Raw genomic sequence first — 21837 nt, 5'->3', positions numbered from 1 at the left:
GCCATCATGAACGGCATCTTGCGATTTGGCTTTTCGGAACGTGCGAAGCTCTCCATCGATGCGGCCCTCGCGGCGCGGTGCCGGTCCACAAGCGACGGCACCGATTGGCCAGTTCCAGATTTTGCCGATCAGTTGACGGGCTTTCTCGTTGCCGAGGGCATGATGCCGATTCAGCTGGCGCCTGGGGAGTTTCGGCAGTTCATCGCAGGCCACCTGACTGGGCTGTAGCCGTTCGCTCAGATCACCCGGCTTCGCAATGCCATTGTCGTCGCACTTGGCCGGAAGGCTGAACGACGCAGGAAGACCGCCAGGCCACAGGGTTTGATACGCGCGTCCCTCGGCGCAGTCCGAAGTCAAGCACTCCACCACCCCGCTCATCCTTGGAGCAACTCGCCGCCCTAGTCCTCGAGCGCGCTCTGCGACCGCGGGGGTGGGCAGCAACCTCCTATCGTCTCGATTTGCGGGGTTCCTATGCAAATCAGTACTGTGGCCTTACAGAACAACGATCCGTGAGGTCACATGCAACCCAATAATTCCGCAGCCATTTCCGCAGCCGTCAACGCCTATCTGGACACGATGTTCGGGGAAGCTCGTCCCGGCAACCGCGGGTATCGGGAGATCGGCAATCACGCTTGGCATGACGGCAAGACGTTTGCCGACAAGCTGCACGCCATGTCGTCGTCGGCCGGCTGGATCTCCATCAAGGATCGTGCGCCGGTTGGTGACGGCGTGGAATGCCTGTGCTTCTGGAATGGCCATACCTACATCGACCATTACTACGACGGCAGTGCCGGTGGAGAGCCGGGCTGGGAAGGCAGCCTCACACCGTGGTACTGGATGCCGCGCCCTGCAGATCCGGTCGTTGACCCGGTGTTCCTTTCGGAGCTCGCGTCGCAACGTGAGTCGCTCGCAAAAGCGGCGTAACGCGACCACCGACCCTCCGCGCTCGAGACGACTTAAAAGGACATTGCAAATGACGACGACCCAGTACACCCCCGGCCAGACGCTGAACGCGCCGTTGAGCTCGCTATTCATTTCGCCGCTGAATGCCCGGCGCAACGACCGGAGTGACATCAGTGAGCTTGTCGCCCTTATCCGCTCGCAAGGGGTCCTGCAGAATCTTCTGGTCGTGCCGGAGGTTGCAGAGGGGATGCCAACTCGATTCGGCGTCATCGGGGGCGGCCGACGGTGCCGTGCTCTTACATTTCTACTGCAGCTCGGCGAACTGTCTCCCGACTATCCGGTACCTCTGAAGATCGTTGCCAGAGAGACCGCTGAGCTAGCCAGCCTGGCAGAGAATAGCGGCCGGGAACCGATGCATCCCGCCGACGAGTTCGAAGCCTTCCAGCGGCAGCGCGAGGCGGGGATTTCCATCGAAGACATCGGTGCCGCATTTGGGGTCACACCGTTGGTTGTCCGCCGCCGGCTGACCCTCGCCAACGTGTCACCTAGGCTACTGCAGGGGTACCGCGACGGACATCTGAAGCTCGACCAACTTCAGGCGCTCGCCATCACGGACCGCCACGATATCCAAGAGCGGGTTTGGGATAACGCATTGAAGGGGCCGGTCTGGAAGCGTAGTGCGAGGTTGCTGCGTGAGAGCCTAACCGAGGGTACCGTTGCCACGGCGGATAACGATGTTGCGCGGTTTGTCGGGCTGGACGCTTATGAAGCTGCTGGCGGCCACGTCGTGCGCGATCTCTTCTCGGCGCGCGGAGACGGCTACATGGCAGATCATCTGCTTCTGGACAGAATGTTCAATGAAAAGCTTGCCGCGATTGCCGATGAGGTCCGCGCTGAAGGCTGGTCGTGGGTGGACGTCCGCCGTACAGTCAGCAGCGGCGATCTTCATCAACTGAGCAAGAGCAAGCCGTCGGAGCGCCCCCTGTCGGCCGATGAACAAGCCGAGGTAGCTGCGCTTGAAACCGAACAGCAGGCTCTGCAGAGCGATGCAGACGCGCTGGACGAGGACGACGCATCGGATTCGTACGAGGTGGTGTCCCAGCAGATCGACGATATCAAGGCGAAGATTGACGCTATCAAAGCGAGGGCGCTGTCTTTCAGTGATCGGCAGATGAAAAAGGCGGGTGTGATCATCGGCCTGGACAATGCAGGCCGATTGGCGATCCATCGAGGCCTCATCAAGGAAGTGGCCAAGCCGAAGCCGGTCGAGCCGGGTGTTACCGTAACCGAGTCCGGCAAACCCGCACATTCCGAGTCGCTCGTCCGGAAGCTATCGGCGCATCGGACGGTGGCCCTACAGGCCACGCTTGCGGAGAGCCACCGGCTCGCGCTGGATGCACTCTGCTACTCGCTGGCCAGCACCGTGTTCTATAGCGGGCATTTCGGCCAAAGCGGCGTCAGGATCCACGCACATGTCCAGACGTTCAACCTGCAGCAGCACGCCGACGATATCGAGCAGTCGAAGGCATGGCGTCAAATGGACGCGCTCAGAGAGGGCCTTCGCGAGCTTCTGCCCGAAGACCCGTCCGAACTATTCGCGTGGCTTCAAGAGCAACCTATGGAGACTGTGATCGAGATCCTTGCGTTCTGTACAGCGTCCTCGGTCGATGGCATCCAACACCAGGAGAATAGCCGGCCGGTGTCCGAGCTCGAGGCAGCAACGGATCTCGATATGGCGAAATGGTGGGAAGCGAGCGCTGGTAGTTACTTCAAGCATGTTCGAAAAGAGACCGCCATTGCAGTCATCAAAGAGGTGGACGCGACTCAGGACTGCGATAAGCTCGCCAAGCTGAAGAAGGGCGAGCTGGACAAGCACGGGGAGTCGGCCCTCGCCGGTACCGGCTGGTTGCCAACCATGTTGGCTCGGGTGGTGAAGACCGAGGTGGCCCCGCGTGGCACAAGAGTGCCGGTGCGATATCGAGACTCCAATGGCAACACATGGACCGGTCGAGGCAAGCAGCCCGCGTGGCTTGTCGCTGCCATCGAGAACGGGAAAATCGCAGATGACTTCCTCGTGACTGCGGAGGTCGTCACCGAGTAGTTTTCGCCTACGGCGGCTTGCGAGGGTCCCCTTCGTATCCGTATGTTGGGTTGCATATCACCAGCCGATGCAACCCAACATGCAAGCCTCGCAGCTCACCCTTTTCCCGTTGGCCGGTCCACCGGCCTCGGTGCCCGTAGCCGTCGCCAATTGGACCCCAGACGAGTTGGAGCAACGCGCGATGGCTGCGATCGACGCAGTCCTCGAGGCGGGGCACCCATTGATTTGCGCTTGGTCTAGCGGTAAGGATTCGAGTGTCGTGGCGAACCTGATGCTCAACGCGGCACGGGCCAGGCTGCAGAGCGGGTTGGCTTGCCCGCCGCTCCTCATCAACCATAGCTCGATCACCGTCGAGAACCCCGAAGTTCAGGCACTGGCGGCATCCGAGATCGCGAAGATGCGCATGTATGCTGCCGCCCAAGGCATCCCCCTGACGGTCCGCGTGGGGCGCCCGACTCTCTACTCGGCCTTCGCCTGCCGTGTGATCGGCGGCCGGGGTCTACCAGCGTTTCCCGACACTCGAGGTGATTGCAGCGTAGACTGGAAAGTGCGCGTGGGCGATCGACTTTCTGCGTCCGCCCGAGTCGAGCTGCGGCGCCTGACAAGCAAGTCGGCAGTACTTATGACCGGCGTCCGGCTTGAGGAGTCTGCGGCTCGAGCCGCCAGCATCGCATCACGCGGCGAACGCGATGACGGCATCTGGACTAACGAAGAGGGCGCGATGCGCCTGTCGCCCATCCTTTCGTGGACTTCCGACGATGTCTGGACCTATCTTAGCTACTGCTCGGCTGCCCTGATCCCGGCCTACTCAGATTTCGCCGAGACGATGCGCTTCTATCGGGATGCCGGCGGCAGCTCCTGCGTTGTCGTGTCCTCTGACATGATGGACGCGCGCAAGCGCGGGGGTTGCGGAGCACGATCTGGCTGCGTGACGTGTACCAAGGTGCAGTCTGATAAATCGCTCATGAATATGGTCGAGAGCGATTCTGACCGCTATGGATACATGAAGCCGATGCTCGCATTTCGTGACTTCATCGCAAATACGCAGTATGACTGGTCGCGCCGCTCCTACGTCGGCCGCACCATCGACAAGGATGGCTACATCACCATCGCCGCGGACACTTACTCGCCGCAGATGCTCGAGGATCTCCTCTGGTACGCACTGTCGATCCAGGCGACGCTGCCAGCGGCGGCGAAGTTTTGCTACGTCAATCTGAAGGAGTTGTTCGCGATCGATATGCTTTGGTCAGCCTATGGTCTGCACAGGCCATTTCACTCGCTATGGATCGCGCGCGAGGTCGAACGCGGGAATCTGAAGTTTCCACCAAAGGTGAAGCGGTTCCAGAAGACACCGCTCCCATCGTATGGACGAGTCTTCGTTGGGAAGGATTGGGATGGCGTCGATTCACCGCGGGTCGCGGGGCTGTTCGACGCTCCGATGGCCTTGGCCGAAGAGGGCTGCGGTACCGGGACGCGCTTTACCCGAGATGGCCGGATCGTGACCGATTTTGATACCACGAAACATTTCGAAATCGACGAAGAGGGCGCTACGCTCTTTATGGAGTTCGAAGCAGACCGTCACATCGAAGACTACCATCGCGAGAGCGCTGAATGGACTGCAGCAGCGCGCATCTACCTGCGCTTTGGGTTTGTCACCCTGGCGAAAGGCGCGCATGCCAGGTGGGACGGCATTCTGCGACGCACCGAGTGGCGGCAGCAGAACGGGTTGCACGGCCAACCTCCGCTTGATCGACTGGCCGCGCGTTGCGTTCCGGCACCACCTGAGAACACTCTCCTTGCCGAAGCAGCCTGACAAGCAAAGGCATCAGCATAGCTGGGCCTTTCGTTGCGGGGGTCCCCACGAAGTCTGTATCGTAAGCCTTACGGCAATCCACTCCTGCTACACACGATGCTAGTCGATTTCACAGAGAGCGAACTCATTCTGATCCGTGAAGCAGTGCGCAAGCTGCCCGCTAACACGGAGCTCAGCCAAATGTACGGCCCGGAGATCTCCAGCGTGGATCGCAAGACGACAAATCGACTTGCGGACTGCTTCGACGCCCGCATGAGTGGTAGTCGCGGTGTATGAGCACCCGCTAAAGCCGAATCCACTGAGAGCTAACCATCATGAGTGCAATTGAACATGAAGAGACCGCCAGATCGCTCGCCGACCTGGTGTGCGATGCCGGCGGTCCGGACCTTGTAGCGCTACTTGAGGCGGTCCGCCCGCAGTATGGTGCCGTTGGCTCGCGCGACGAGGACGTGAGCCGGCGCCGGCGGGACATCGACGCCACGCTTGAGTTGCTGGCCGGCCCGCCGCCGTCCAGTTGGACGCCAGTGGGGGAGGCCTGGCCGGAGTCCGGGGAGCCCCTTTGGGTTCATACGACTTACGGAAAAGTCGTTGCTGGATCGAAGCAATGGCGCCAAGGCTGGAGTCCGGATTACTGGGAGACCGAAGACGGTGAGCTGAACTTCGAGGACGTGACTCACTGGATGCCGCGGCGGCGGCCGGCACCCCCCGTGGTTAGCGACAGGCAAGGGTAGACAAGGTAATCGCGATGACACTGGATCAGTTTGTGGAGCAGGAAAGAGCCCGCCTAATCGCGTTCGAGCGCCATTGGCGGGCGATGAATGCTGTTGACCCGCAGAACTGGCCTCTTGATCTCGGCGTCGGGAATGCGGGGCTATGGGATGAGATGCTTAGCGAATTCGCCCCAGCTGAAGCTCCGGAGAGCGAGTAGAAGGATCGCCGTCGTCGTATCTGCCCGCCTACCCGACTAGGGAGAAGTGCTCGGCGCCGACGATGGCAAGGAAGGGTGCACCGCCTCGTTCTCGATCCGGGCTGACTAAGAACTGCATTTGCCCGGCTTCTTCCTTTGTTGGTAGCATATATAAAGCGAAGTATATGGATGATGCGAAAAATGAAATTAGAGGCGAACAGATGCTGAGGTTAGCGCCTTGCGAGCAAGATTTGCCGGTGACCTACGACAAGTACGGGCGGCTGAACTATCACCCGGATTTTCACGGGAAGCAGAAGCAGCCGTGGACGACTACGGATCAAAGGTTTCTGGTCGACAACTATGATCGGCTTGGTCCTGAGCAAGTTAGCCTGGCGCTGGAGCGCACCATTCATACCGTGATGACTCGCGCCTATGAGTTGCGCAAGAAGGGTTTGATGTCAAAACCCGCAAAAACTACGTGGCACAGACGTATGCGACAGGCATGACTGGGAATGGTCCCGAAGTGAGCAACGGAGCGCCGAATGCTGAGCAATGCTCGGCCCCTCATCCAAACCCGAATCTGATGCTAGATAGGGTGATCCGGTTGATCGTGCTTGACAGGTTGACAACGCAGGAGATGGTGCTCGTCCGCTCTCTGAAGCAGCGTCGCAAACGGAGTCAGGTGATTGACGTGACGAATGCTGAGTTCGAGCAGGTCAAGGTTATCCACGACAAGATTTTTAACAGGATTGGAAGATGACAACAGCAGTCGAGGAGGGCGGATCATCCGACACGCAGCGTGATCGAGCATGGCGCGAGCTGCTGCAGTTGCATCGTAGCGCCGTGATGCAGGCCGACCCAGATCTGTCGGATCTGTTCGAGCAGCGCCTCGCGAAGTTTCGTGAGTCGCTGCTTAGCGAGGCCGCGGAGCCTAGTCTTCTAACGAAAGACGCGGTCCTAGACTTCGCAGCGATGCACGGCATCATTTCATCGCGCCGGCATAAGTCCGAATGGTCCGAGAAGTTCAACACGAGCTTAGTGGGATTTGCCGCCAGCATTGCCGCGGCCCTCGCGCGTGGGGGCATCGATCCAGCGCTTGCCAAGGATGCCAGATCCGCCGAACCCTACGAAGCGTCACTCACTGGCGGCCCAACCGGCGACGAGCGAGAGACGTTGAGCAACGACCAGATCGACGCTATCCACGACATCGCCGCAGAAACACTCGCGCACAGGCACGGCTACCACGTACAGGATGCCCGTCTTGATACGCGCGCGGTGCGGACTTGGAGGCTCGCATTTGCTCGTGCTGTGCTGCAAGCAAGCTTTGTCCAACAGCGGGCTCAGACAGCGCCCGCGACTGGCGACAAGGCCGCCCCCCCGCGCGTGTTTGCCGCGTGGGCGCTCATGTGCGACAGCGAGTTCATCAACGTGAACGTAGCGCACGAGGGCGACGATCCCGATCACCAGTTGAAGAAGTTTCTTCGCGGCGGCACGCGCAGCGTCAAGGAGGCTAAGCGCCAGGGCTATTACATCGAGCCAGCAATCATTACGATTGCCGCCCACGCTTTGATGGAAGTCAGCGCCATTCCTCATCGGGAGGAGGCGCCGTGATCTGCACCAACTGCTGCAAAGACGACGATCTTACCCAGGACTTTTCTGGACTGCCATCTCACGCCATTGTGAAGCTATGCAGCGAATGGCTTTGCGATGAATGCATGGACGAACGAGACCGCGCTGCAGCGGTCGTACACGGCGAGAAGGGCAGCATGTGCGAGTGCGACAAGGCTGCCAGTGGCCGAAATCCGCAGCTCGCGTGCAGAAGCGGCGAGGAGCGCTGAAGCATGCAGCCAACCATGAGCGTAAGCGAATGCCCGCATTGCGGTGGCAAAGCGGGATTCTCCACGACCATCGCTTTCACAGCAAAGCGATTTACGACTTGGGAAGGAGACTGCATCGACACAGACGGCTACGAGGTACGGAGAGAAGGCGATCCACGTTGCATGGACTGCGAGCGGCCTGTGCGGGCACTGTTTCGCGTTCACAAGTCGTCGGACCCAACGAGGGCGCCATGATGTTCGAGGGACGGACCTATGTGCAGACGGGGCTTGGCGGGAACTCGATTCGATTTGCCGATCAGGACGCCGGCGTGGCGACCACCACATACAACCACAGCATGCCCGAGGAAGGCAAAGCGGAAATGGCGCGCCGCATCACCGCGGCGCTGAACCTCACTGCTCGCTTCTCGACCGAGCAGATCGAAAGCCTGGCGAGCGAGCTCAACGCAAAGGATAACCGTCATGCCTGACGAATACGACACGCTCCTCGCGAACGTGAAGAAGTATTGGAGTAACACCGCCCGCGCGGCATCCGCAACGAAGCGGGATCTGCGCACGCTGATCGAGGAGATCGAGATTCTTATCGATACCCTGCCTGATGACTGCAATGCAGGCTGATCTTTCCAGCCATGCGCCATGCCTGGGCGTGGTCCCGTGTGAGGCGGCGCCGGTCCCGGGTTTGACGGCCCGCGAGACCGCGAAGTCGGCAATGGCGCGAAATGAGGAGATTGCTGATGTGATCGCGGACGTTGTGCTGACGTGTACCTCGCCGGCTTGTGTGGCGGAGGTGCTGGCCATGATCCCGCAGGAATGGAAGGAAGCACTTCAAGGCTTCTGCCACGAAGGCCCGCCTGCGCGGCAGGCCGAACCGCGAGGTATCCGCGTCTTACGCAGCGCGACGACACTCGAATGCCGGCAACCACAGAGGAAATGGAGCATTGTCACCGAGACCCTAAGCGCTCAGGCAGCCAATGCTTCGGGAGGTGCCAAGTGAGCCGGCCATATGTGATTCCCTGCAGTGTAAAGGGCGGGCGCAGCCCTAAGACGGGAGCGCGCGTTGGTTCACGCCATCGTTGGGACGGTGGGCAATGGGGAAAGGGCCGCTGCGAGTTCAGCGGCTTCTCGCTGGATGAGGTATTGCGCAAACCCGAGGCCGCGCGGCCGAGATCCGCGGATGTGGCATGGGTCGAATGAAATCGCGCAAAGTCCATATGGTGACGGCGGACGCCGACTATGACGGCGCTGACGTTTTGCGGGCATTCACCACCGACGCGGCGGCGAAAGCGTTTGCGGAAAAGTGCCGATCTTACTCCGACACGCGTCCGACGCCACCTAATGTGATTGAAGACTCTCCGGAGAACGATAGAGCGTGGGACGAGTACAACGCCAGGCAGCGTCGGTGGGAAGCCCGCCATCCGGCTGGTGAAGACTACGCGCACCACGACCATTTTAGCGTCAGCCCGCTCAAGCTCTACGGCGGGTTCGAATGATCCCCCGCATCAATAGAGAGCACGCCTAGCCGGGATGCTGATGCTTGGTTCCAACGGTTCGTCGAGGACGCTGCTGGAGTCAAGAAACCCTAACTGAGCGCCGATAATACGTGGCTGCGCAGAGCTTTATTGAGTCCTGTTGCGCGTGCCGTCTCACCAGTACGAGACACAGAAAATCCAACTCCTGGAGAAACAGAATGACCAACGCACAAAGCCGCTTGAAACTCGCCCTTTGTGGGCTGCTGACCGTCGCCGCGGGCCAGCCCTCATTCGCACAGGTGAATATCCGCCAAGTATTCTCCCCCGAAAAGTATCAGGAGCTTCCACGGCAGCAGCGGGAGACCTATGTGGCAGGCGTACTTGACGCCGATCGCGTTCTCTTCGACCAGACAAAGCCGATGTTCGCCGCGTGCTTGAACGGAGTAACCCTGACGCAGGTAACCGACGTCGTTGACGTGGCCACTGCGAATTCGAAGACGCGCGAAGCAATGCCGATCCTGGTGCACAACGCACTAGTCCTAGCTTGTGAGCGCGCCGGCCACAAGGTGCAATGAGCTTTGTGCGTCCTCGCCGCGGAATGTTAATCGAGGCGAGTCCACGTTTCTTACGTTGCAGTATGGCACGAGGTGCCCCGTATCGGCCGGCAGCCGACTGGAGTAAGACTGTGAAGAAGATTATTGTTGGAGCAGCAACAGTAGGTGCCGTCGTTATGGCGACGGCCGCGGTCGCTGACGTGCCGGAGCAGGTTCTATCGATCCGGCGGCTGACTGTGGGCGACAGCGTGGAGGTATCGCTCCCGACCATTCAGAAGAGCGACGGATCGGTCTGCATGGCGTACGCCGCAGACGTCTCGCGGGATAGTCTCGGCAAAATCACCGTCAAGGTGGGGGAAGTGTGCGGCAAAGAAGGCGTCGCAAAAGTGAACGAGCGTGGTGGTATCGAGATGTGGCCGTCCAATCTTCGTGTCCTGGTCTCCGAGGTTCGCCATGGGTTGACCATGGAGGTTCCGCACTTGGTCGGCGACGTTTCGAAGTAACGCGCGACCCGGGAACAGCGGGGCGTCACCCGTCGTTCCCCGACCCAATGAAGGTCTCCGATTTTACACAACATATATTGACGGTCCATTTCGGCACGGCTGGCGAGAGACTCGCTGGTCGAGGGGCGTGCAGTTGGGTCAGATAAAGCTGACAAACCCTAGTTGGTGCGGGAGTTGAGTGCTACGCGCCTCCAATTGCCTGCCATGACTTGAAGCGAGCTCTCGCCGATAGTCCCCGCCGTCCAAAAACATCCCTCGCCACCTCTGCAGCTGATCGTGCTGCAAGCTGCCAACACCCTCTCGGCCCCGAACGCTTGATCGTCGCGCCCCCCCCGACAGCCGCGTTCCGTAGAGTCGCCTCCCCGCTAGTCGGGATGATCCAAAGCTCGCACGTAGATTGCTCAGGGCTGACGGTGCTGCTGGTGCGCGCTTATGGGATTTCCCCGGGGCGAACGGGGCCGCGCAGCAATATTCTGACCTCGATGTTTGTTTTGTGTAATACACAAATATTTGCGTGGTTTTTGATTGATGTAATACATTAAATCATCGGAAAACGCAGCGAGCAGGGGGGTAACAATGCAGGCAACCTTCACCGAAGGTCAGTGGGTCTGGAACGATCGATTGTACGGCGCAGCCATCATCATCCGCTGCTGCACTAATCCCGGTGAGGATCGCGAAACGGTCGTCGTCCAGTACATTGACTGGACCTACGGTCGTCTCTGCTGGGGCTCGGAGACTGGCACGTACGAGGGCTATGCAGATACCTTCGTACCGATCGGACAAGGCCCGAGCATCGTGCGCGAGTTTCTGGCCGCGTGGGATGAAGCGATCGCCGAGGACATCAACCGCGCGGCCGTAGCAGTCGAGCGTCGCGCGGCAGCCGCGCAATCCGAGCACGTCACCCAGCTGCGTACGGCACTCACCAAACTGGTCAACCTTCACGGGGATTGGGACAAAGGCTCGGCATACGTGCCCGTGGCCTTCATGCACGAGAACAACGCAGCTATCGCTGAAGCCCGCGAAGCATTGGCAGCCACGACGCCAATGACTGTGCAGACCAAGCAAGGTGCGCGCTTCTTCATCGGCCATGAATCCTGCCGCAACACGAACAACGCTCCGCACGTGGCGGTCACGGCTGCTGATGCGCTGGAAGTCCTCGTGGCGCGTGGCGTGGATCGCAATCGCGCCGCTGAATCCCTTATGACGATTCAACGCATTCCCGCTGGTGGTATGGCCGTACTCCGTAGCGTGCACGGTGATCTGATCGAGGTCATCGTCAAGTTCGGTGCCGGCATCTAAGGTAATTGGACATGCTCGCTACCTACAAAATCGCCCACGTGCGCGGCTACGTGGTCACCATCTACTACGGCGAAGACGGCCAGCCTAAGTCGGCCTGCTACAGCACCATGAATACCCGCATGGGCTTTCGTAACATCCCACTCACTGGCCGCATTGCACGCGACGCGATCGCAGTCGCTGCGAAACAATAAGGACTCAATCATGGCAAACGACACGAGCATGATCACACGCGAGCTTGCGGCTCTCCGTGAGCTGGAAGTCATCAGCGAGCGGAAGGAGCGCCAGTGCCTGGCGTACATCGAGAAGAATCGTGACGAGGTTCAAGGGTGGATCGACACGATGGGTGTCACCGCCGCCGCTGACTTCGTTCGCGATATGGCTTGAGCATCGGAGGCGAGCAGAGAAAGCATGGTGAGCATCGACAAACGCAAATGGGCTGAGGCAATTCTGAGCAATGACGAAGCCTCGACGGACGCGGAACTGGTGGAGCACTTCGTAGGCGATGGTATCGAACGCGCGGAGGCCATGGCCGCTGTTGCGCGCCGCAGCGAGTTCCTAAATCAAGATCCCAGCCTGCCGCCGCGCCTGCATCTGAACGTCATCGCTGGTGACCAGCCTACCACCTGCCCGGACTGCGGAGCTCGCACGATCTGGCACGGCATGAAGCTGGACGAGCGCGACGAGAACTACAGCGACGAGCATTGTGCTCGCACTGAGCAATGCGGGCTGACGCTCCGCGTGTATCAACCCGATGAAGAAGACAAAGCATGAAACTGATCCTTACCAATGGCTATCCCTTTCCGTACCCGGAGGGCGCAACCGAAGCGCAGATGGAGGAATGGGCGGGTGAAGCAGCGGGGATCACGCTGACGCTGGAGGGCGTGGAACACTTCGAATGGAAGCACACCTTGACCGTGGAGTTTTTCACGGCTGAGGCGATGTGCAATGCAATGCGCGAGACTGGATGGCAGTTCTGGGACGAAGGGATGTTCGTTCTCGAAGCCGGCACGAGCGGCAAGGACGGATACGATCACCCGGCGATCATCGCGGGCGGCCGGGCATACTGCGGTTTCGTCCTCGATGCCTCGGCAACCACACCTCACCGCGGCGCAGTCCTCCCGAACTTGCTCACAAACGCCTAAAATCACGAGCCGGTGGCAACCGCCCTATCGCGCGCCCCCGAAGCAACCTTGGTGGTTCGTGCCGGAAATGCCCGCCTAATCGACCCGCCTTCGGAAACTCGTTCACGTCCTAACCAACCCGTCACAGGGTGCTCCGCTCGCAGATTGTCCTGTGGCGGTGCCATCTAGGGGGAGATTGCAACAACAGGTGAACCGACAGTTGTGGCACTCTTGAGTTGCAACGTATAGCGCGGCTCCTCCAGAGTATTCGAAAAGGCGAGCATAGAGAAATGAGCGACGGAATTGAAATCTACGTCCGCGATAGCGGGGACCGGACGGTTTTGAACATTTATGTCCCAGACCACCTCAGGGAGGCGTTTATCGCTGGGCTTGCCAGCGGCCGCTATTCGGACGACGGGGTGGAGATCGCCCTCGAACTGTCAACGCTACCTAAATGGATCACGGACGGAGGAAAGCGGGCGCAGGCGGAACAGAGCGGCGAGTCGGTGCACGTGCGCGTTCCTATCTCCGTCATCAACGTGTAGCCGCTATGAGGTAGCGCTGTAGCAGAATCGCCCGTAGAGCCTTTGCGGAATGTTTGTGTGGAGTGGCTTATTGCACCAGCCCGCGCTGCCTAAGGCCAACGCCCGCGTCAAGTGAGGACCGCCAGGCCGCATGAGCGCCCCTCGGGAGGCGTAGCCGGAATTCGATTCGATTGCCGCGCATAGGCGCTTAGACGGCGCAGGCAGCCGCGGGCGTCGTGGGGGGCGGGTCGAATGTAATGCCTGCCACGTGAAGCCGCGCGAAAATGTCCCCCGTCTCGAAGTCCCAATTCGCTGGCATAGTGTCTTTCAACCCCAAGCCGCCGCAGGTGGGACCGTTATCGAGATTTGCGCATTCTGCTTCGGTAATCATAACGATGGCCAAAAATGGCCGTATCTCCTGCGCTACCTCTTCAACTGAGGCGCCTTGCGCAAGTCTGGCGATGCACCGGTCCCGCAGGAAGGCGCATGGCACGACATGCTCCGGGTGCTCGCCCCCGTTCTTTCCATAACCTGTCGGCACATGTTCTGCTGCTAGGTAGTATTCGAAGCACCGGGAGTGCGCGCCCTCTCTGGCGAGACGCGTTTGCTGCAGGTACCGCACCACCCGAACGAATGAACGTTGAATGACGGTCTCGACGTCGACGACGGCTTGGAAAGGCCTAGCCGCGTTAGCACAGAGGATAGCCAGGTCGGCCTCCACGGCCGCAACGAATGAAGGTACCGTATCCTTCAGTTCCAGCCACTTCGCCAGCTCTGCGGCAGCCTCGTACAGCGAAAGCCCTCGTTTTTTGTAGAAGTCGCCAAGCACTAGGTCTCGGACCGACGTATTCGACAATTTCGCCGGCTTGTGAAATTCAATAGCGCGCGTGTCTCCCAACGAGCCTTCTTCCCACATCTCCCAGAAAAATCGGCTAGTTTCGAACACTTTTCGAACATAGGCGGCTCGCCTTGCTGTTTTCGGCGTCTCATAGTGCGAAGACAGCCGGCGGAGCCCGTCGTACTGCGGCGTAACCACGTCGAATGCTTCTAAAGCTGCCATCAACCCCTCCGCTCGACCAAACCCAATGTGCAAACGACGCTGAAGGAGGGAAACCGACGGATTCTGTTCATCGATAACGATGGCTTTTGCCTGGGCGACCAGGTCTTGTGTGATGATACTGCTGTTCATGTCTCTAGTCCTCAAACTGTCGGGTAAGGGGTCGATCCCCGCCCATTGCACGTAACAGCATCGAGGAACTGGTAACCTTAGCTCTGTTACAAATTAATCCGGTTCGCTGCGCGGGATTTTGCAGCTGAACAACCTGGCACGATATTTCCCGTATATTCCAGCGGTCGGATATTCCCCGAAGTGGGACTAGGCATCGTGCTCCAGATCGTGGTACTTGGGATTTGAGATGTGGCATGCAGCGCGACCGGTAATCTTGAACCGCGGAACGGGCCCCAAGTCAAGTCCTGCGGCCTATTGCTGCCCTAAGCCTCGCGCGAGCGTTCCGACGCCTCGTATGCCAATGGGGCTTATACTTGCCGAGCCGATGAAATCGAGATTCACCCCTGCCCGTCGGGCTTTGATGTTTTCCGGCAGTGTTGGGTTAAGCCTAGATACGTGGGATTTAATTGTGAAACGCCTGGTTTTGGTTCTGGTACTCGGTATGGCAGCGACGGCTGCTATCGCAGACGAAGAAGTGCCGCAGTGGCGGACAGAAAGACCGACTCACGCGCGCAAGGATATGACGAGATATTTTGGTGTCGAGTATATGTATCCTGCCAAGGGGCCGTGCGGGAGTGATCCATCGCCGCAGGCCCGTGCGATCACTCGAGTGAGCAAGGTTGGCCGTTATTGGGATCATGAGAATGCGTGTGCACTCATTGTTGGTGACCGGGTGCATACGAATTTCAAGGGAGCGATCGAGATCACGGATCTGAAGGACTGGGTCGCTGGCGCCAGTATGATGACGTTCTGGCCCGACGCCTTTGAAGAGCCGCACTCGGAAGCTTCCAAATAGCGGCCCGGCAGAAGGTCACGCGTGTGGGCGCCAGCATCAATAGTCAGTTATGGAAGTAGTAAGCTTGCAGTTGGCGAGGGCTCTGGAGATGTAGGCGATGGCGTTAGATCTCACCGCGCTATTTGGCGCGGAAGCCTCAGCAAAGGAAAGCTGGGACGGCTATGGGGCGGCCGAACGCATTGTTTTTTCGGACGAGCATGACGAGTTGACGGCGCAGGAGATGCTGCAGAAGCGCATTTCTGCGATCTTTACGCCGATGCAGATCGCGGATCAATGGACAACGCCGAAGGGGTTCGTTCCGTCGGCGAAGAGCGATCTGTTGGACGGACGCTACCCGGCGCCAAAGCCGTTCAAGCTGAACCCTGTCCAATTCCTCAAACGCGCTGACGCCAATCACCCATCCGAGCCAGAACCTACCGCTTCCGCTTTCTCCCAGTGGTTGTATTCGCTCTATTCGGACGCCTATGGCGACAAAGAACATTTGGAGCGCGGGATCGAATTGGAGGGTTTCCTTGTCTCAGAGCTCTTAAGAGACTGGAAAATAGAGAAGGCACAGCGGACGGAGGCTTACAGGCGTCGGACGCTCACAGTGTTCGATGACGAGCTGGTAGGGAGAAGGTGGGCCGGATGGCGGCTTGCCCACAACGGGTTGCATGCGCCGGACAATGCGACATCATGGTTCGGCGTCGAGGATCTTAGCGTCGGTGGTGTGCCATTACGAGCTTCGCCGGATCTTCTCTATCAGAACACGTCCACCGGCGAAGTGGTCATAGTGGAAGTCAAGAACTCGACTTTGGAAATCCCGTCGAACCTGTGGCCGAACATCTGGGGCCAACTGTGGTGCTATGCGCAGATTCCACTGGTACGTTCAGCCAGTCACGTGACCGTTGTCGGCGAGGTTTGGGGTTCTAGGTGGCATAACAAGTCGTGGCGCGAGAAGGCGACCTATCCGCATCTCTACATGCGAGCGTCGGTACGGCGCGATCCGCGTGCTGCCTCATTCGACCGCTTCTTTCGTACGCTCTTCAACATCTATCGTAGCGCCTAATTTACCGAGCCTCAGGTTTGCATGCAGCAGAGGTGAGAGCCGCGCGATAGTACATTCGGCCGTCATATGATGGGCCAGCACCCTAGGGCCGACGCGCAGATTCACGCTGGGTTGTTGATGTTGAATGGACTGATTCGAATCGCTGGGAGGCGATGATGGCGGGCAGGAAGGCGGTGGAGAATAGGGGCGGCGCCGGCCGTGGCCAGGGGCGCAAGCCTCTCCCGGACGGCGAAGCAGCTCAGGTGGTGTCTATCCGCCTGACGCGCGCACAGAAGGACAAGCTGGAAAAGCTTGGCGGTGCGGCATGGGTGCGGGGGAAGATCAGCAGGGCCAAGGTGCCTGAATAGAGGGCACGCGACCGTGTCTCTCGACGAGCCGTCCGAGATCCCGCCAATGTCGGTTCTTTTGGGGCATGGCTTGGGGGTGGAGCGGGCCGCGCGCGCGACGTGGCAATTCGATCGAGATCGGGCCATGTTGGTTATCGCACGACACGAGTACATGTCGCATCGTCAAAAACTTTGAATGAATTCTTACCCCGCAATGGGGTGGGGCTGTCCCCTCTGACCCGAGGCCTATGGCCGCTCATATCAGAATGAGCGCCGCAAAAGTCGTTCGAAGCCATTGAATACCACTATTTTTGGGTAGCTTGAGCAATCATCATAATTACGAGTACCATGGCAAAACGAAAGAAATTAGCACCGATCTGCGGTGCATCCGCCGAGGTCTGCTGAGACCTTTGCCAGCCGGAGTCAATCCTATGCCGTTCGTTCTCCCCGCCGTCAAATCGCCATCGTCGACCACTGAAGGGGAGCAGCGACGCCCATCACCACCGGCGAGCCCGCGCTCGTTCAACTTTTTCGCCAGACCATCCACCTCCGCAGCGCCTGCCCAAGCAGCTGCGGCCCCTGCGGGTCGCGACCACATAGATCAAGAGCCAAGGCTCGCTCCTGAGGCAGATACGCAGCCACCGGAGCGGCCGGGAGCGACTGCTACCCCATCGCGATTCAGCTTCGGCCCGTCACGCCTGGCCGCGGCGCCGAGTCAATCATCGCTGTCCTCCCCGCAAGCATCGCCACAAACTCGGTCGACCGCATCGTTTGGCGCCCCAACCGCGCCACGTGCGACCGCTCCGGCCCATGCCGAACACCCCGCCGCGGGCTTTAGCTTCGGAGCGACGGTTCGCCCGATCACGCAAGCTGTTCGCGAGTACACCGACCAGCAATGGGCAATAATTCGCGCGGAAGCCGACATTGTTGTTGCGGAGGCCAAAGCGGGTTCAGGCAAGACCACCACTGCGGTCGGCTATACCGTGGCCCGGCCGCATCTGCGCACTCTGTACCTGGCCTTCAATCGGGCAAATGCGAAGGCCGCGCAGGGGAAGTTTCCTCGCCATGTCACGTCGATGACCACGCATGCGGTGGCATACTCGGCGCTCACGCAGAATCAGCGCTCGCGTGTTGAGAACATCTGGAAGCCGGCGACTGTCCGGAAGGACATGGCCTCAATTGGCCTCAATGTCCGTTACCGCGAGGCGGCCATTACCCAGCGCATCCTCACCAGCTTCTTCGCCAGTCGCGACATCGAACCCAGCGCCGCCCATGCGGATGATGCCCGCAAGGTGCTGAACGCGCAGGACTACACGGTCGAGCAGTGTGTCCGGTACGCCGGGCGCGTGTGGGAAGCCATGAAGGACAAGGCTGGTCAGATCACGATTCCGCACGACGCCTACCTGAAGATGTTCGTGCAGAGCAAACCCAATCTTGGGTTTCAATTGCTGGTATTCGACGAAGCTCAGGACGCTAACCCGGTTACGGCGCAACTTGTAGAACTGCAGCGCGAGTTCGGCACGAAGTTGCTCTACCTCGGCGATCGCCATCAATCGATCTATGCGTTCCGCGGCGCTACCAATGCCATGGAGGGTTTGCCGGCCGGCGCGACTGTACTGCCGCTCACCCAATCCTGGCGCTTCGGCCCCCAAACTGCATACACCGCAAACGTGCTTCTTGCCGAGCTCAAGGGAGAGATCAATCCGATCGAGGGTTTGGGGACCGATGCTCCGTGGCGCGAAGGCGCGCCATATACGCTGCTATCTCGAACCAATGCCGAGCTCATCAAGCAAACGGTTGCGCGGCGTGGCCGCGGGGTGCACTGGGTCGGAGGTATTGAGGGATACAAGGTGCACATTCTTGAGGACGCGTGGCGCCTTCGCTCGAGTCAGCGTACCGACATTCGAGAACCATTCATCCGAGACCATTTTGCCAGTTGGCAGGAGTTCGAAGAATACGGCAAGGAGACAAAGGATCCGGAGGTGAAGATCCTCGTCGAGCTGGTGGACGAATACCGCGATGAAATTCCGCAACTTGTCGCTGAACTGATCCAGAACGAAGAGAAGACGGACAAGTTCGCCGATCTGGTTGTGGCGACTGGCCATAAGGCCAAAGGGCTGGAATGGGACCAAGTGAAGATCGCCGACGATTTCACTGTTCTTGAAAAGGCTGAAGCGACGCTGGCCGAGTTTGGTCGGGACGATGGTCAACTGATGATGCGCGAAGACGGGACCGACCAAGAAATCAACCTGCTCTATGTTGCCCTCACTCGAGCATTGAAGTGCTGTCAGTTGAACAGCGAGACACTCGCCTGGCTCGCTGATCTACCAGCACATCGGCAGCGGCGTGACGAGGCGGACATGAGAGTCGCGGCCGCAGCCCGTCAACGCCTCGGCGCCGAGGTCGAGAGGGTCCGCCGCGAGACCATTGAAGTCGCAAACAATGCATTTATCCACCTGACCCCACCTCGCTTCTGATCTCACGGGAAGCGTGCGGTCAGCCGCCCCCATCCACCGTATCACCCACAGATGTCTGCCTAAGGAAGATTTGATGACGACTCTCACGATTTTGCAGAATGCCGGCGGAATGCACCCCCAGGCCAACCAGATTCTCGCCGGCACGTTTGGCGCGATGGACACCAATGGCAAATTCCACATTGATTCGACCCTGGTCCCCGCATCCTATTTCTTCTCGCTGATGCGCAACGGCGTCGCAGTACAGCCTGACGACGTCACGGTTATCGAGGCCGACGACGCCGTGATCAATTCCGTCAAGGCGATGTTGACCCAGAGCCTGGGCGACCGCTGGCAGCAGGCTTATGCTCGAGCGGGCAACTTCGCAGCCCGGCGGCCGATTCCAGGCAACGAAGTGGCACAGCTCACCGACCGCGTGACGCCAGCTGTGGCCGATCAGATTCAGGCGATCGCAAGCTCCCCGACAGTGATGGCGCAGGCGCTGGCCAGCGAGGGCGAGATCGCGGCCGAAGGTATCCGCCGAGCTCTCGAAGGGTTTGGCTGCCAGCCGTTCGAGGTCGATCTCGCTCTCAAGAACGTCCGTGTCGATATCTGGCGGGAAAGCGAGCATCCCGATAGTGATCCCGAACTGGACGACAGCGATGAAACGATCTATCGATTCCTGGAGCTTCCGACCGACGAGCATTTCTCGGTATCGGCAGCGGCAGAAGCGGTTACGGAGGGCTGGTCCGAGGAAGTCTTCCAAGCAAACGTCGGTTTTCCGAATCCGGTCCCGGCTCTCGATGCCGGCGGCGCTACCGAAGCCTATGCCGACGTTGGTGCAACCATGCGAGTTATGGCCCGAAACCCGGAAGAAGCGGCTCAGATCGCCGCGGCCGTTTGCAGCAACCCGACGCTGCGTGCAATGTTCGCCAACAACATCAACGTCACTGCAGATCAAATTTATCGAGCTGACCAGGCTCCGAACGAGGGCGACTGGGCGGGCCACGGTGCGAGCCAAGCAGCTGAAGACGTGATCAGCCGAGTCCGGGAGCGCTCGCGCGACGGCTGGGGAATCTAAGAGGGGGCGAGAGGGAAAAAAAGAAGGCGCTCGAAAGCGCCTCAGGGAAGAAGGCCCGGGGTCATGCGGGGCTCGGGATGGGACTACGGAACGTAGTATAACACTATATAATGCGGCGTAGCACTGTAAAACGAAAGACAGCATATGAGCGCGGAAGCCAAAGAGCGGTTGATGAAGATTCGGAAGGATCTGCGGTCGATGCCTGGCGAGCTGTCGCCTGAGCTGCTCGGTGATGCCGGGCTCGCAGAAATGGGTACGCACGATTCCGCAGAAACGGGTACGCGAGTGCAACGTCGTCGACAGCCGGATACAGGAGGCGCCGCGGACGCCAGCCCTTCACCCTCCCAAGCCGACGCAGCTAGGCCAGTCAGCAGCGCCGCTCGAGTGGGATTCCGATTTGGCCCAGCGTCGAAGGTTGCTCAGCCCGAACCGCATACGCCGGCGGACGCGCAACCTGCTACACCGGCACCCGTGATCGAGTCAGATGCCCAGCAAGACGAGGCGCGTCCGAGCTTTAGCTTCAGCGCTCGGCCGCCCGCGATTATCTGTAACGCCGAGAATGTTCCGGCAAGCGATCGTACTTCGGTACACGGCCATGCGGCTGGCTCGCAGGAGCGCGAGGAACTACCGGGGAGCGAGCAGGGTTACTCAGCGAATATGAGCGACGACCTCGAGGCCTATGAGATGCCGCCCTTCTTTGAATCGGACGGGGTCGATTACTCAGAGGCAGAGGTCTATTCGCCTGCGTCGCGCTCGACCCGATTCGCGGCTCGAGTAGCTGGGCGCGGAAGCGTCGCAGCTCCCACCCGCGCCGATCAGAACTCCGGCAGCAAGGATGGCGACAACGAGCCATGCGGCATTCCCTCCAGCGCGTTCAATGGATTTCCGGCAGATCTTCCTGTTGGCACCGCCTATTCGCGCGCAGTGTGGGTGAGGGCGAGCCGGCAGGCGGGCCGTGACAACGCGGTTGTCGAGATTCGAACAGCGAATGGCGGCTCGGCATTGGTAATTGCCGCGTGGCATCAGTCTGCCGAGACGCATGGCGGCAGTGTCACCCCTTGGATCGACATCGATCGAGCGTTGCTCATCGAGGTTCGGCATCGATCGCATGCGGAGCAGGGCTATCGAAGCGTCAAGGTCGGTACCGGTGGGTTCCACAAAGAGATGGGTACGGTGGAGGTCGACCGGCCCGACTTATCGGCGTTCAGGCGCGAGCTCGGCGGCGCCACGGACCGGGTTCTCTACGCGACGGTGCAGATCGCCGCGGAATCCCGTTCCGATAAGCCGAACGATCAAGTTGAGCGCGAGTTCTGGGTGGTGCTCCCCGAGGACACCGTCCGTCGGCTTGCGGCGCAGAGAGTGCGTCAGCAGATGGAGCCGCGGCACCGTGTTCTTGGTCTTTGGAGTAACAGCATCCTGGCTCGCAATTCGGCAGGCCGCCCGGAGCTGCGACTAGCAGACGAGAATGCGGGATTCCTTGCACTTCCACCGGTGGCTGCGCCGGATCCTGCACCGGGCTCTGCGCTCGACGCAAAGTGGACAGCTGCGGAAGGTGATTTCGTGGTCGACACCGTCGAGCGCCTGCTCGCAAATGGAATGCCGGCCATCCAGGCCGAGGAGACCGGGATTTGGGCTCTCTACGAGCACCGTCGCCTGAAGCTGGGTTTGCCAGAGTCGGATCGACTCGCATACCTGGCGGAGCCGTCGTGTCCCAATTACAGTCGCACCGTCGAACCGGCGCCGCCCGCCGAGCGGCTCGAATCCGTCGGCACGATCACGGATGCGCAGTGCGATGCCGAAGGCGGGGCGGTAGCAACAGAACAGATCAGGGGCGCGCGCTTCGGTTTTGGCACTCGTCCGAGTGCATAAGGAGCTG

At 60.0% G+C, this 21837-nt stretch carries 25 protein-coding genes; 24 read left to right on the top strand and 1 reads right to left on the bottom strand.

The features are described 5' to 3' along the window. The first annotated feature begins 6 nt into the window (after positions 1-6). From AAHB16_RS14885 to AAHB16_RS14795, 19 genes are all read left to right on the top strand, one after another. Complete coding sequence (locus tag AAHB16_RS14885) at positions 7-228, top strand: hypothetical protein (protein WP_342051272.1); 222 nt, start codon at positions 7-9, stop codon at positions 226-228. 291 nt (positions 229-519) lie between these two features. Next, a complete protein-coding gene (locus AAHB16_RS14880) occupies positions 520-924 on the top strand; it encodes a hypothetical protein (RefSeq protein ID WP_342051271.1) in 405 nt (134 codons plus the stop codon). A 49-nt stretch (positions 925-973) separates the two neighbouring features. After that, entirely contained in the window at positions 974-3004 is a 2031-nt protein-coding gene (locus AAHB16_RS14875) for an H-NS family nucleoid-associated regulatory protein (protein WP_342051270.1), read from the top strand. 79 nt (positions 3005-3083) lie between these two features. Continuing rightward, complete coding sequence (locus AAHB16_RS14870; protein ID WP_342051269.1) at positions 3084-4817, top strand: phosphoadenosine phosphosulfate reductase domain-containing protein; 1734 nt, start codon at positions 3084-3086, stop codon at positions 4815-4817. Positions 4818-5562: 745 nt separating this feature from the next. Beyond that, entirely contained in the window at positions 5563-5745 is a 183-nt protein-coding gene (locus tag AAHB16_RS14865) for a hypothetical protein (protein WP_342051268.1), read from the top strand. Positions 5746-5909: 164 nt separating this feature from the next. Next, positions 5910-6230, top strand: a complete 321-nt coding sequence (locus AAHB16_RS14860; protein WP_342051267.1) for a hypothetical protein — start codon at positions 5910-5912, stop codon at positions 6228-6230. Positions 6231-6480: 250 nt separating this feature from the next. Beyond that, the gene (locus AAHB16_RS14855; protein ID WP_342051266.1) at positions 6481-7335 is read left to right on the top strand and encodes a hypothetical protein; all 855 of its coding nucleotides are present in this window, start codon (positions 6481-6483) and stop codon (positions 7333-7335) included. Between the two features lie 457 nt (positions 7336-7792). Further along, a complete protein-coding gene (locus tag AAHB16_RS14850) occupies positions 7793-8029 on the top strand; it encodes a hypothetical protein (RefSeq protein ID WP_342051265.1) in 237 nt (78 codons plus the stop codon). Further along, positions 8022-8177, top strand: a complete 156-nt coding sequence (locus AAHB16_RS14845) for a hypothetical protein (protein WP_342051264.1) — start codon at positions 8022-8024, stop codon at positions 8175-8177. The genes AAHB16_RS14850 and AAHB16_RS14845 overlap by 8 nt, the downstream gene beginning before the upstream one ends. Then, complete coding sequence (locus AAHB16_RS14840) at positions 8158-8553, top strand: hypothetical protein (RefSeq protein WP_342051263.1); 396 nt, start codon at positions 8158-8160, stop codon at positions 8551-8553. Before AAHB16_RS14845 ends, AAHB16_RS14840 begins: the two co-directional genes overlap by 20 nt. 196 nt (positions 8554-8749) lie before the next feature. Beyond that, on the top strand, positions 8750-9049 hold the full coding sequence (locus AAHB16_RS14835) for a hypothetical protein (protein ID WP_342051262.1): 300 nt from the start codon (positions 8750-8752) through the stop codon (positions 9047-9049). A gap of 197 nt (positions 9050-9246) precedes the next feature. Further along, positions 9247-9603 (top strand): hypothetical protein, encoded by a 357-nt coding sequence (locus AAHB16_RS14830; RefSeq protein ID WP_342051261.1) that lies wholly within the window; start codon positions 9247-9249, stop codon positions 9601-9603. Between the two features lie 110 nt (positions 9604-9713). After that, positions 9714-10085, top strand: coding sequence for a hypothetical protein (locus tag AAHB16_RS14825; protein WP_342051260.1), 372 nt, complete (start codon positions 9714-9716; stop codon positions 10083-10085). A gap of 576 nt (positions 10086-10661) precedes the next feature. Continuing rightward, complete coding sequence (locus AAHB16_RS14820) at positions 10662-11384, top strand: hypothetical protein (protein ID WP_342051259.1); 723 nt, start codon at positions 10662-10664, stop codon at positions 11382-11384. An 11-nt stretch (positions 11385-11395) separates the two neighbouring features. Then, positions 11396-11575 (top strand): hypothetical protein, encoded by a 180-nt coding sequence (locus tag AAHB16_RS14815; protein WP_342051258.1) that lies wholly within the window; start codon positions 11396-11398, stop codon positions 11573-11575. Between the two features lie 10 nt (positions 11576-11585). After that, the gene (locus AAHB16_RS14810) at positions 11586-11768 is read left to right on the top strand and encodes a hypothetical protein (RefSeq protein ID WP_342051257.1); all 183 of its coding nucleotides are present in this window, start codon (positions 11586-11588) and stop codon (positions 11766-11768) included. Between the two features lie 24 nt (positions 11769-11792). Then, positions 11793-12155, top strand: a complete 363-nt coding sequence (locus AAHB16_RS14805; protein WP_342051256.1) for a hypothetical protein — start codon at positions 11793-11795, stop codon at positions 12153-12155. Beyond that, complete coding sequence (locus AAHB16_RS14800; RefSeq protein ID WP_342051255.1) at positions 12152-12526, top strand: hypothetical protein; 375 nt, start codon at positions 12152-12154, stop codon at positions 12524-12526. Before AAHB16_RS14805 ends, AAHB16_RS14800 begins: the two co-directional genes overlap by 4 nt. A gap of 269 nt (positions 12527-12795) precedes the next feature. Then, positions 12796-13050 (top strand): hypothetical protein, encoded by a 255-nt coding sequence (locus AAHB16_RS14795; RefSeq protein ID WP_342051254.1) that lies wholly within the window; start codon positions 12796-12798, stop codon positions 13048-13050. A 187-nt stretch (positions 13051-13237) separates the two neighbouring features. On the opposite strand, the gene AAHB16_RS14790 is transcribed toward AAHB16_RS14795, so the two are convergent. Beyond that, positions 13238-14218: a DNA translocase FtsK gene (locus AAHB16_RS14790; protein WP_342051253.1), complete on the bottom strand. Its 981-nt coding sequence runs from the start codon at positions 14216-14218 to the stop codon at positions 13238-13240. A 364-nt stretch (positions 14219-14582) separates the two neighbouring features. Here AAHB16_RS14790 and AAHB16_RS14785 point away from each other — a divergent pair, with 364 nt between their 5' ends. The 5 genes from AAHB16_RS14785 (at position 14583) to AAHB16_RS14765 (ending at position 21830) form a co-directional block, all read left to right on the top strand. Further along, on the top strand, positions 14583-15053 hold the full coding sequence (locus AAHB16_RS14785) for a hypothetical protein (RefSeq protein ID WP_342051252.1): 471 nt from the start codon (positions 14583-14585) through the stop codon (positions 15051-15053). Positions 15054-15150: 97 nt separating this feature from the next. Next, positions 15151-16101 carry a hypothetical protein gene (locus tag AAHB16_RS14780; RefSeq protein ID WP_342051251.1) on the top strand — a complete coding sequence of 317 codons (951 nt, stop codon included), beginning with the start codon at positions 15151-15153 and terminating at the stop codon, positions 16099-16101. A gap of 757 nt (positions 16102-16858) precedes the next feature. Continuing rightward, on the top strand, positions 16859-18904 hold the full coding sequence (locus AAHB16_RS14775) for a UvrD-helicase domain-containing protein (protein WP_342051250.1): 2046 nt from the start codon (positions 16859-16861) through the stop codon (positions 18902-18904). A 73-nt stretch (positions 18905-18977) separates the two neighbouring features. Beyond that, the gene (locus tag AAHB16_RS14770; RefSeq protein WP_342051249.1) at positions 18978-19961 is read left to right on the top strand and encodes a hypothetical protein; all 984 of its coding nucleotides are present in this window, start codon (positions 18978-18980) and stop codon (positions 19959-19961) included. 657 nt (positions 19962-20618) lie between these two features. Then, positions 20619-21830: a hypothetical protein gene (locus AAHB16_RS14765; RefSeq protein WP_342051248.1), complete on the top strand. Its 1212-nt coding sequence runs from the start codon at positions 20619-20621 to the stop codon at positions 21828-21830. Positions 21831-21837 lie beyond the last annotated feature (7 nt).

Source organism: Cupriavidus sp. OTU4054 (assembly GCF_038440175.1).
Taxonomy (GTDB): domain Bacteria; phylum Pseudomonadota; class Gammaproteobacteria; order Burkholderiales; family Burkholderiaceae; genus Cupriavidus; species Cupriavidus pauculus_D.
The sequence above is the reverse complement of the archived record's forward strand: the minus strand, read 5'-3'. Positions and strand labels throughout refer to the sequence as shown.

Bases quoted from the DNA above. Each gene is read 5' to 3' on its own strand.
- AAHB16_RS14820 (WP_342051259.1), top strand. From the start codon at position 10,662: ATGCAGGCAACCTTCACCGAAGGTCAGTGGGTCTGGAACGATCGATTG.
- AAHB16_RS14815 (WP_342051258.1), top strand. From the start codon at position 11,396: ATGCTCGCTACCTACAAAATCGCCCACGTGCGCGGCTACGTGGTCACC.
- AAHB16_RS14800 (WP_342051255.1), top strand. From the start codon at position 12,152: ATGAAACTGATCCTTACCAATGGCTATCCCTTTCCGTACCCGGAGGGC.
- AAHB16_RS14835 (WP_342051262.1), top strand. From the start codon at position 8,750: ATGAAATCGCGCAAAGTCCATATGGTGACGGCGGACGCCGACTATGAC.
- AAHB16_RS14870 (WP_342051269.1), top strand. From the start codon at position 3,084: ATGCAAGCCTCGCAGCTCACCCTTTTCCCGTTGGCCGGTCCACCGGCC.
- AAHB16_RS14845 (WP_342051264.1), top strand. From the start codon at position 8,022: ATGCCTGACGAATACGACACGCTCCTCGCGAACGTGAAGAAGTATTGG.
- AAHB16_RS14770 (WP_342051249.1), top strand. From the start codon at position 18,978: ATGACGACTCTCACGATTTTGCAGAATGCCGGCGGAATGCACCCCCAG.
- AAHB16_RS14790 (WP_342051253.1), bottom strand. From the start codon at position 14,218: ATGAACAGCAGTATCATCACACAAGACCTGGTCGCCCAGGCAAAAGCC.
- AAHB16_RS14810 (WP_342051257.1), top strand. From the start codon at position 11,586: ATGGCAAACGACACGAGCATGATCACACGCGAGCTTGCGGCTCTCCGT.
- AAHB16_RS14830 (WP_342051261.1), top strand. From the start codon at position 9,247: ATGACCAACGCACAAAGCCGCTTGAAACTCGCCCTTTGTGGGCTGCTG.
- AAHB16_RS14860 (WP_342051267.1), top strand. From the start codon at position 5,910: ATGGATGATGCGAAAAATGAAATTAGAGGCGAACAGATGCTGAGGTTA.
- AAHB16_RS14785 (WP_342051252.1), top strand. From the start codon at position 14,583: ATGAAATCGAGATTCACCCCTGCCCGTCGGGCTTTGATGTTTTCCGGC.
- AAHB16_RS14865 (WP_342051268.1), top strand. From the start codon at position 5,563: ATGACACTGGATCAGTTTGTGGAGCAGGAAAGAGCCCGCCTAATCGCG.
- AAHB16_RS14840 (WP_342051263.1), top strand. From the start codon at position 8,158: ATGACTGCAATGCAGGCTGATCTTTCCAGCCATGCGCCATGCCTGGGC.
- AAHB16_RS14885 (WP_342051272.1), top strand. From the start codon at position 7: ATGAACGGCATCTTGCGATTTGGCTTTTCGGAACGTGCGAAGCTCTCC.
- AAHB16_RS14855 (WP_342051266.1), top strand. From the start codon at position 6,481: ATGACAACAGCAGTCGAGGAGGGCGGATCATCCGACACGCAGCGTGAT.
- AAHB16_RS14880 (WP_342051271.1), top strand. From the start codon at position 520: ATGCAACCCAATAATTCCGCAGCCATTTCCGCAGCCGTCAACGCCTAT.
- AAHB16_RS14765 (WP_342051248.1), top strand. From the start codon at position 20,619: ATGAGCGACGACCTCGAGGCCTATGAGATGCCGCCCTTCTTTGAATCG.
- AAHB16_RS14780 (WP_342051251.1), top strand. From the start codon at position 15,151: ATGGCGTTAGATCTCACCGCGCTATTTGGCGCGGAAGCCTCAGCAAAG.
- AAHB16_RS14805 (WP_342051256.1), top strand. From the start codon at position 11,793: ATGGTGAGCATCGACAAACGCAAATGGGCTGAGGCAATTCTGAGCAAT.
- AAHB16_RS14850 (WP_342051265.1), top strand. From the start codon at position 7,793: ATGATGTTCGAGGGACGGACCTATGTGCAGACGGGGCTTGGCGGGAAC.
- AAHB16_RS14775 (WP_342051250.1), top strand. From the start codon at position 16,859: ATGCCGTTCGTTCTCCCCGCCGTCAAATCGCCATCGTCGACCACTGAA.
- AAHB16_RS14875 (WP_342051270.1), top strand. From the start codon at position 974: ATGACGACGACCCAGTACACCCCCGGCCAGACGCTGAACGCGCCGTTG.
- AAHB16_RS14795 (WP_342051254.1), top strand. From the start codon at position 12,796: ATGAGCGACGGAATTGAAATCTACGTCCGCGATAGCGGGGACCGGACG.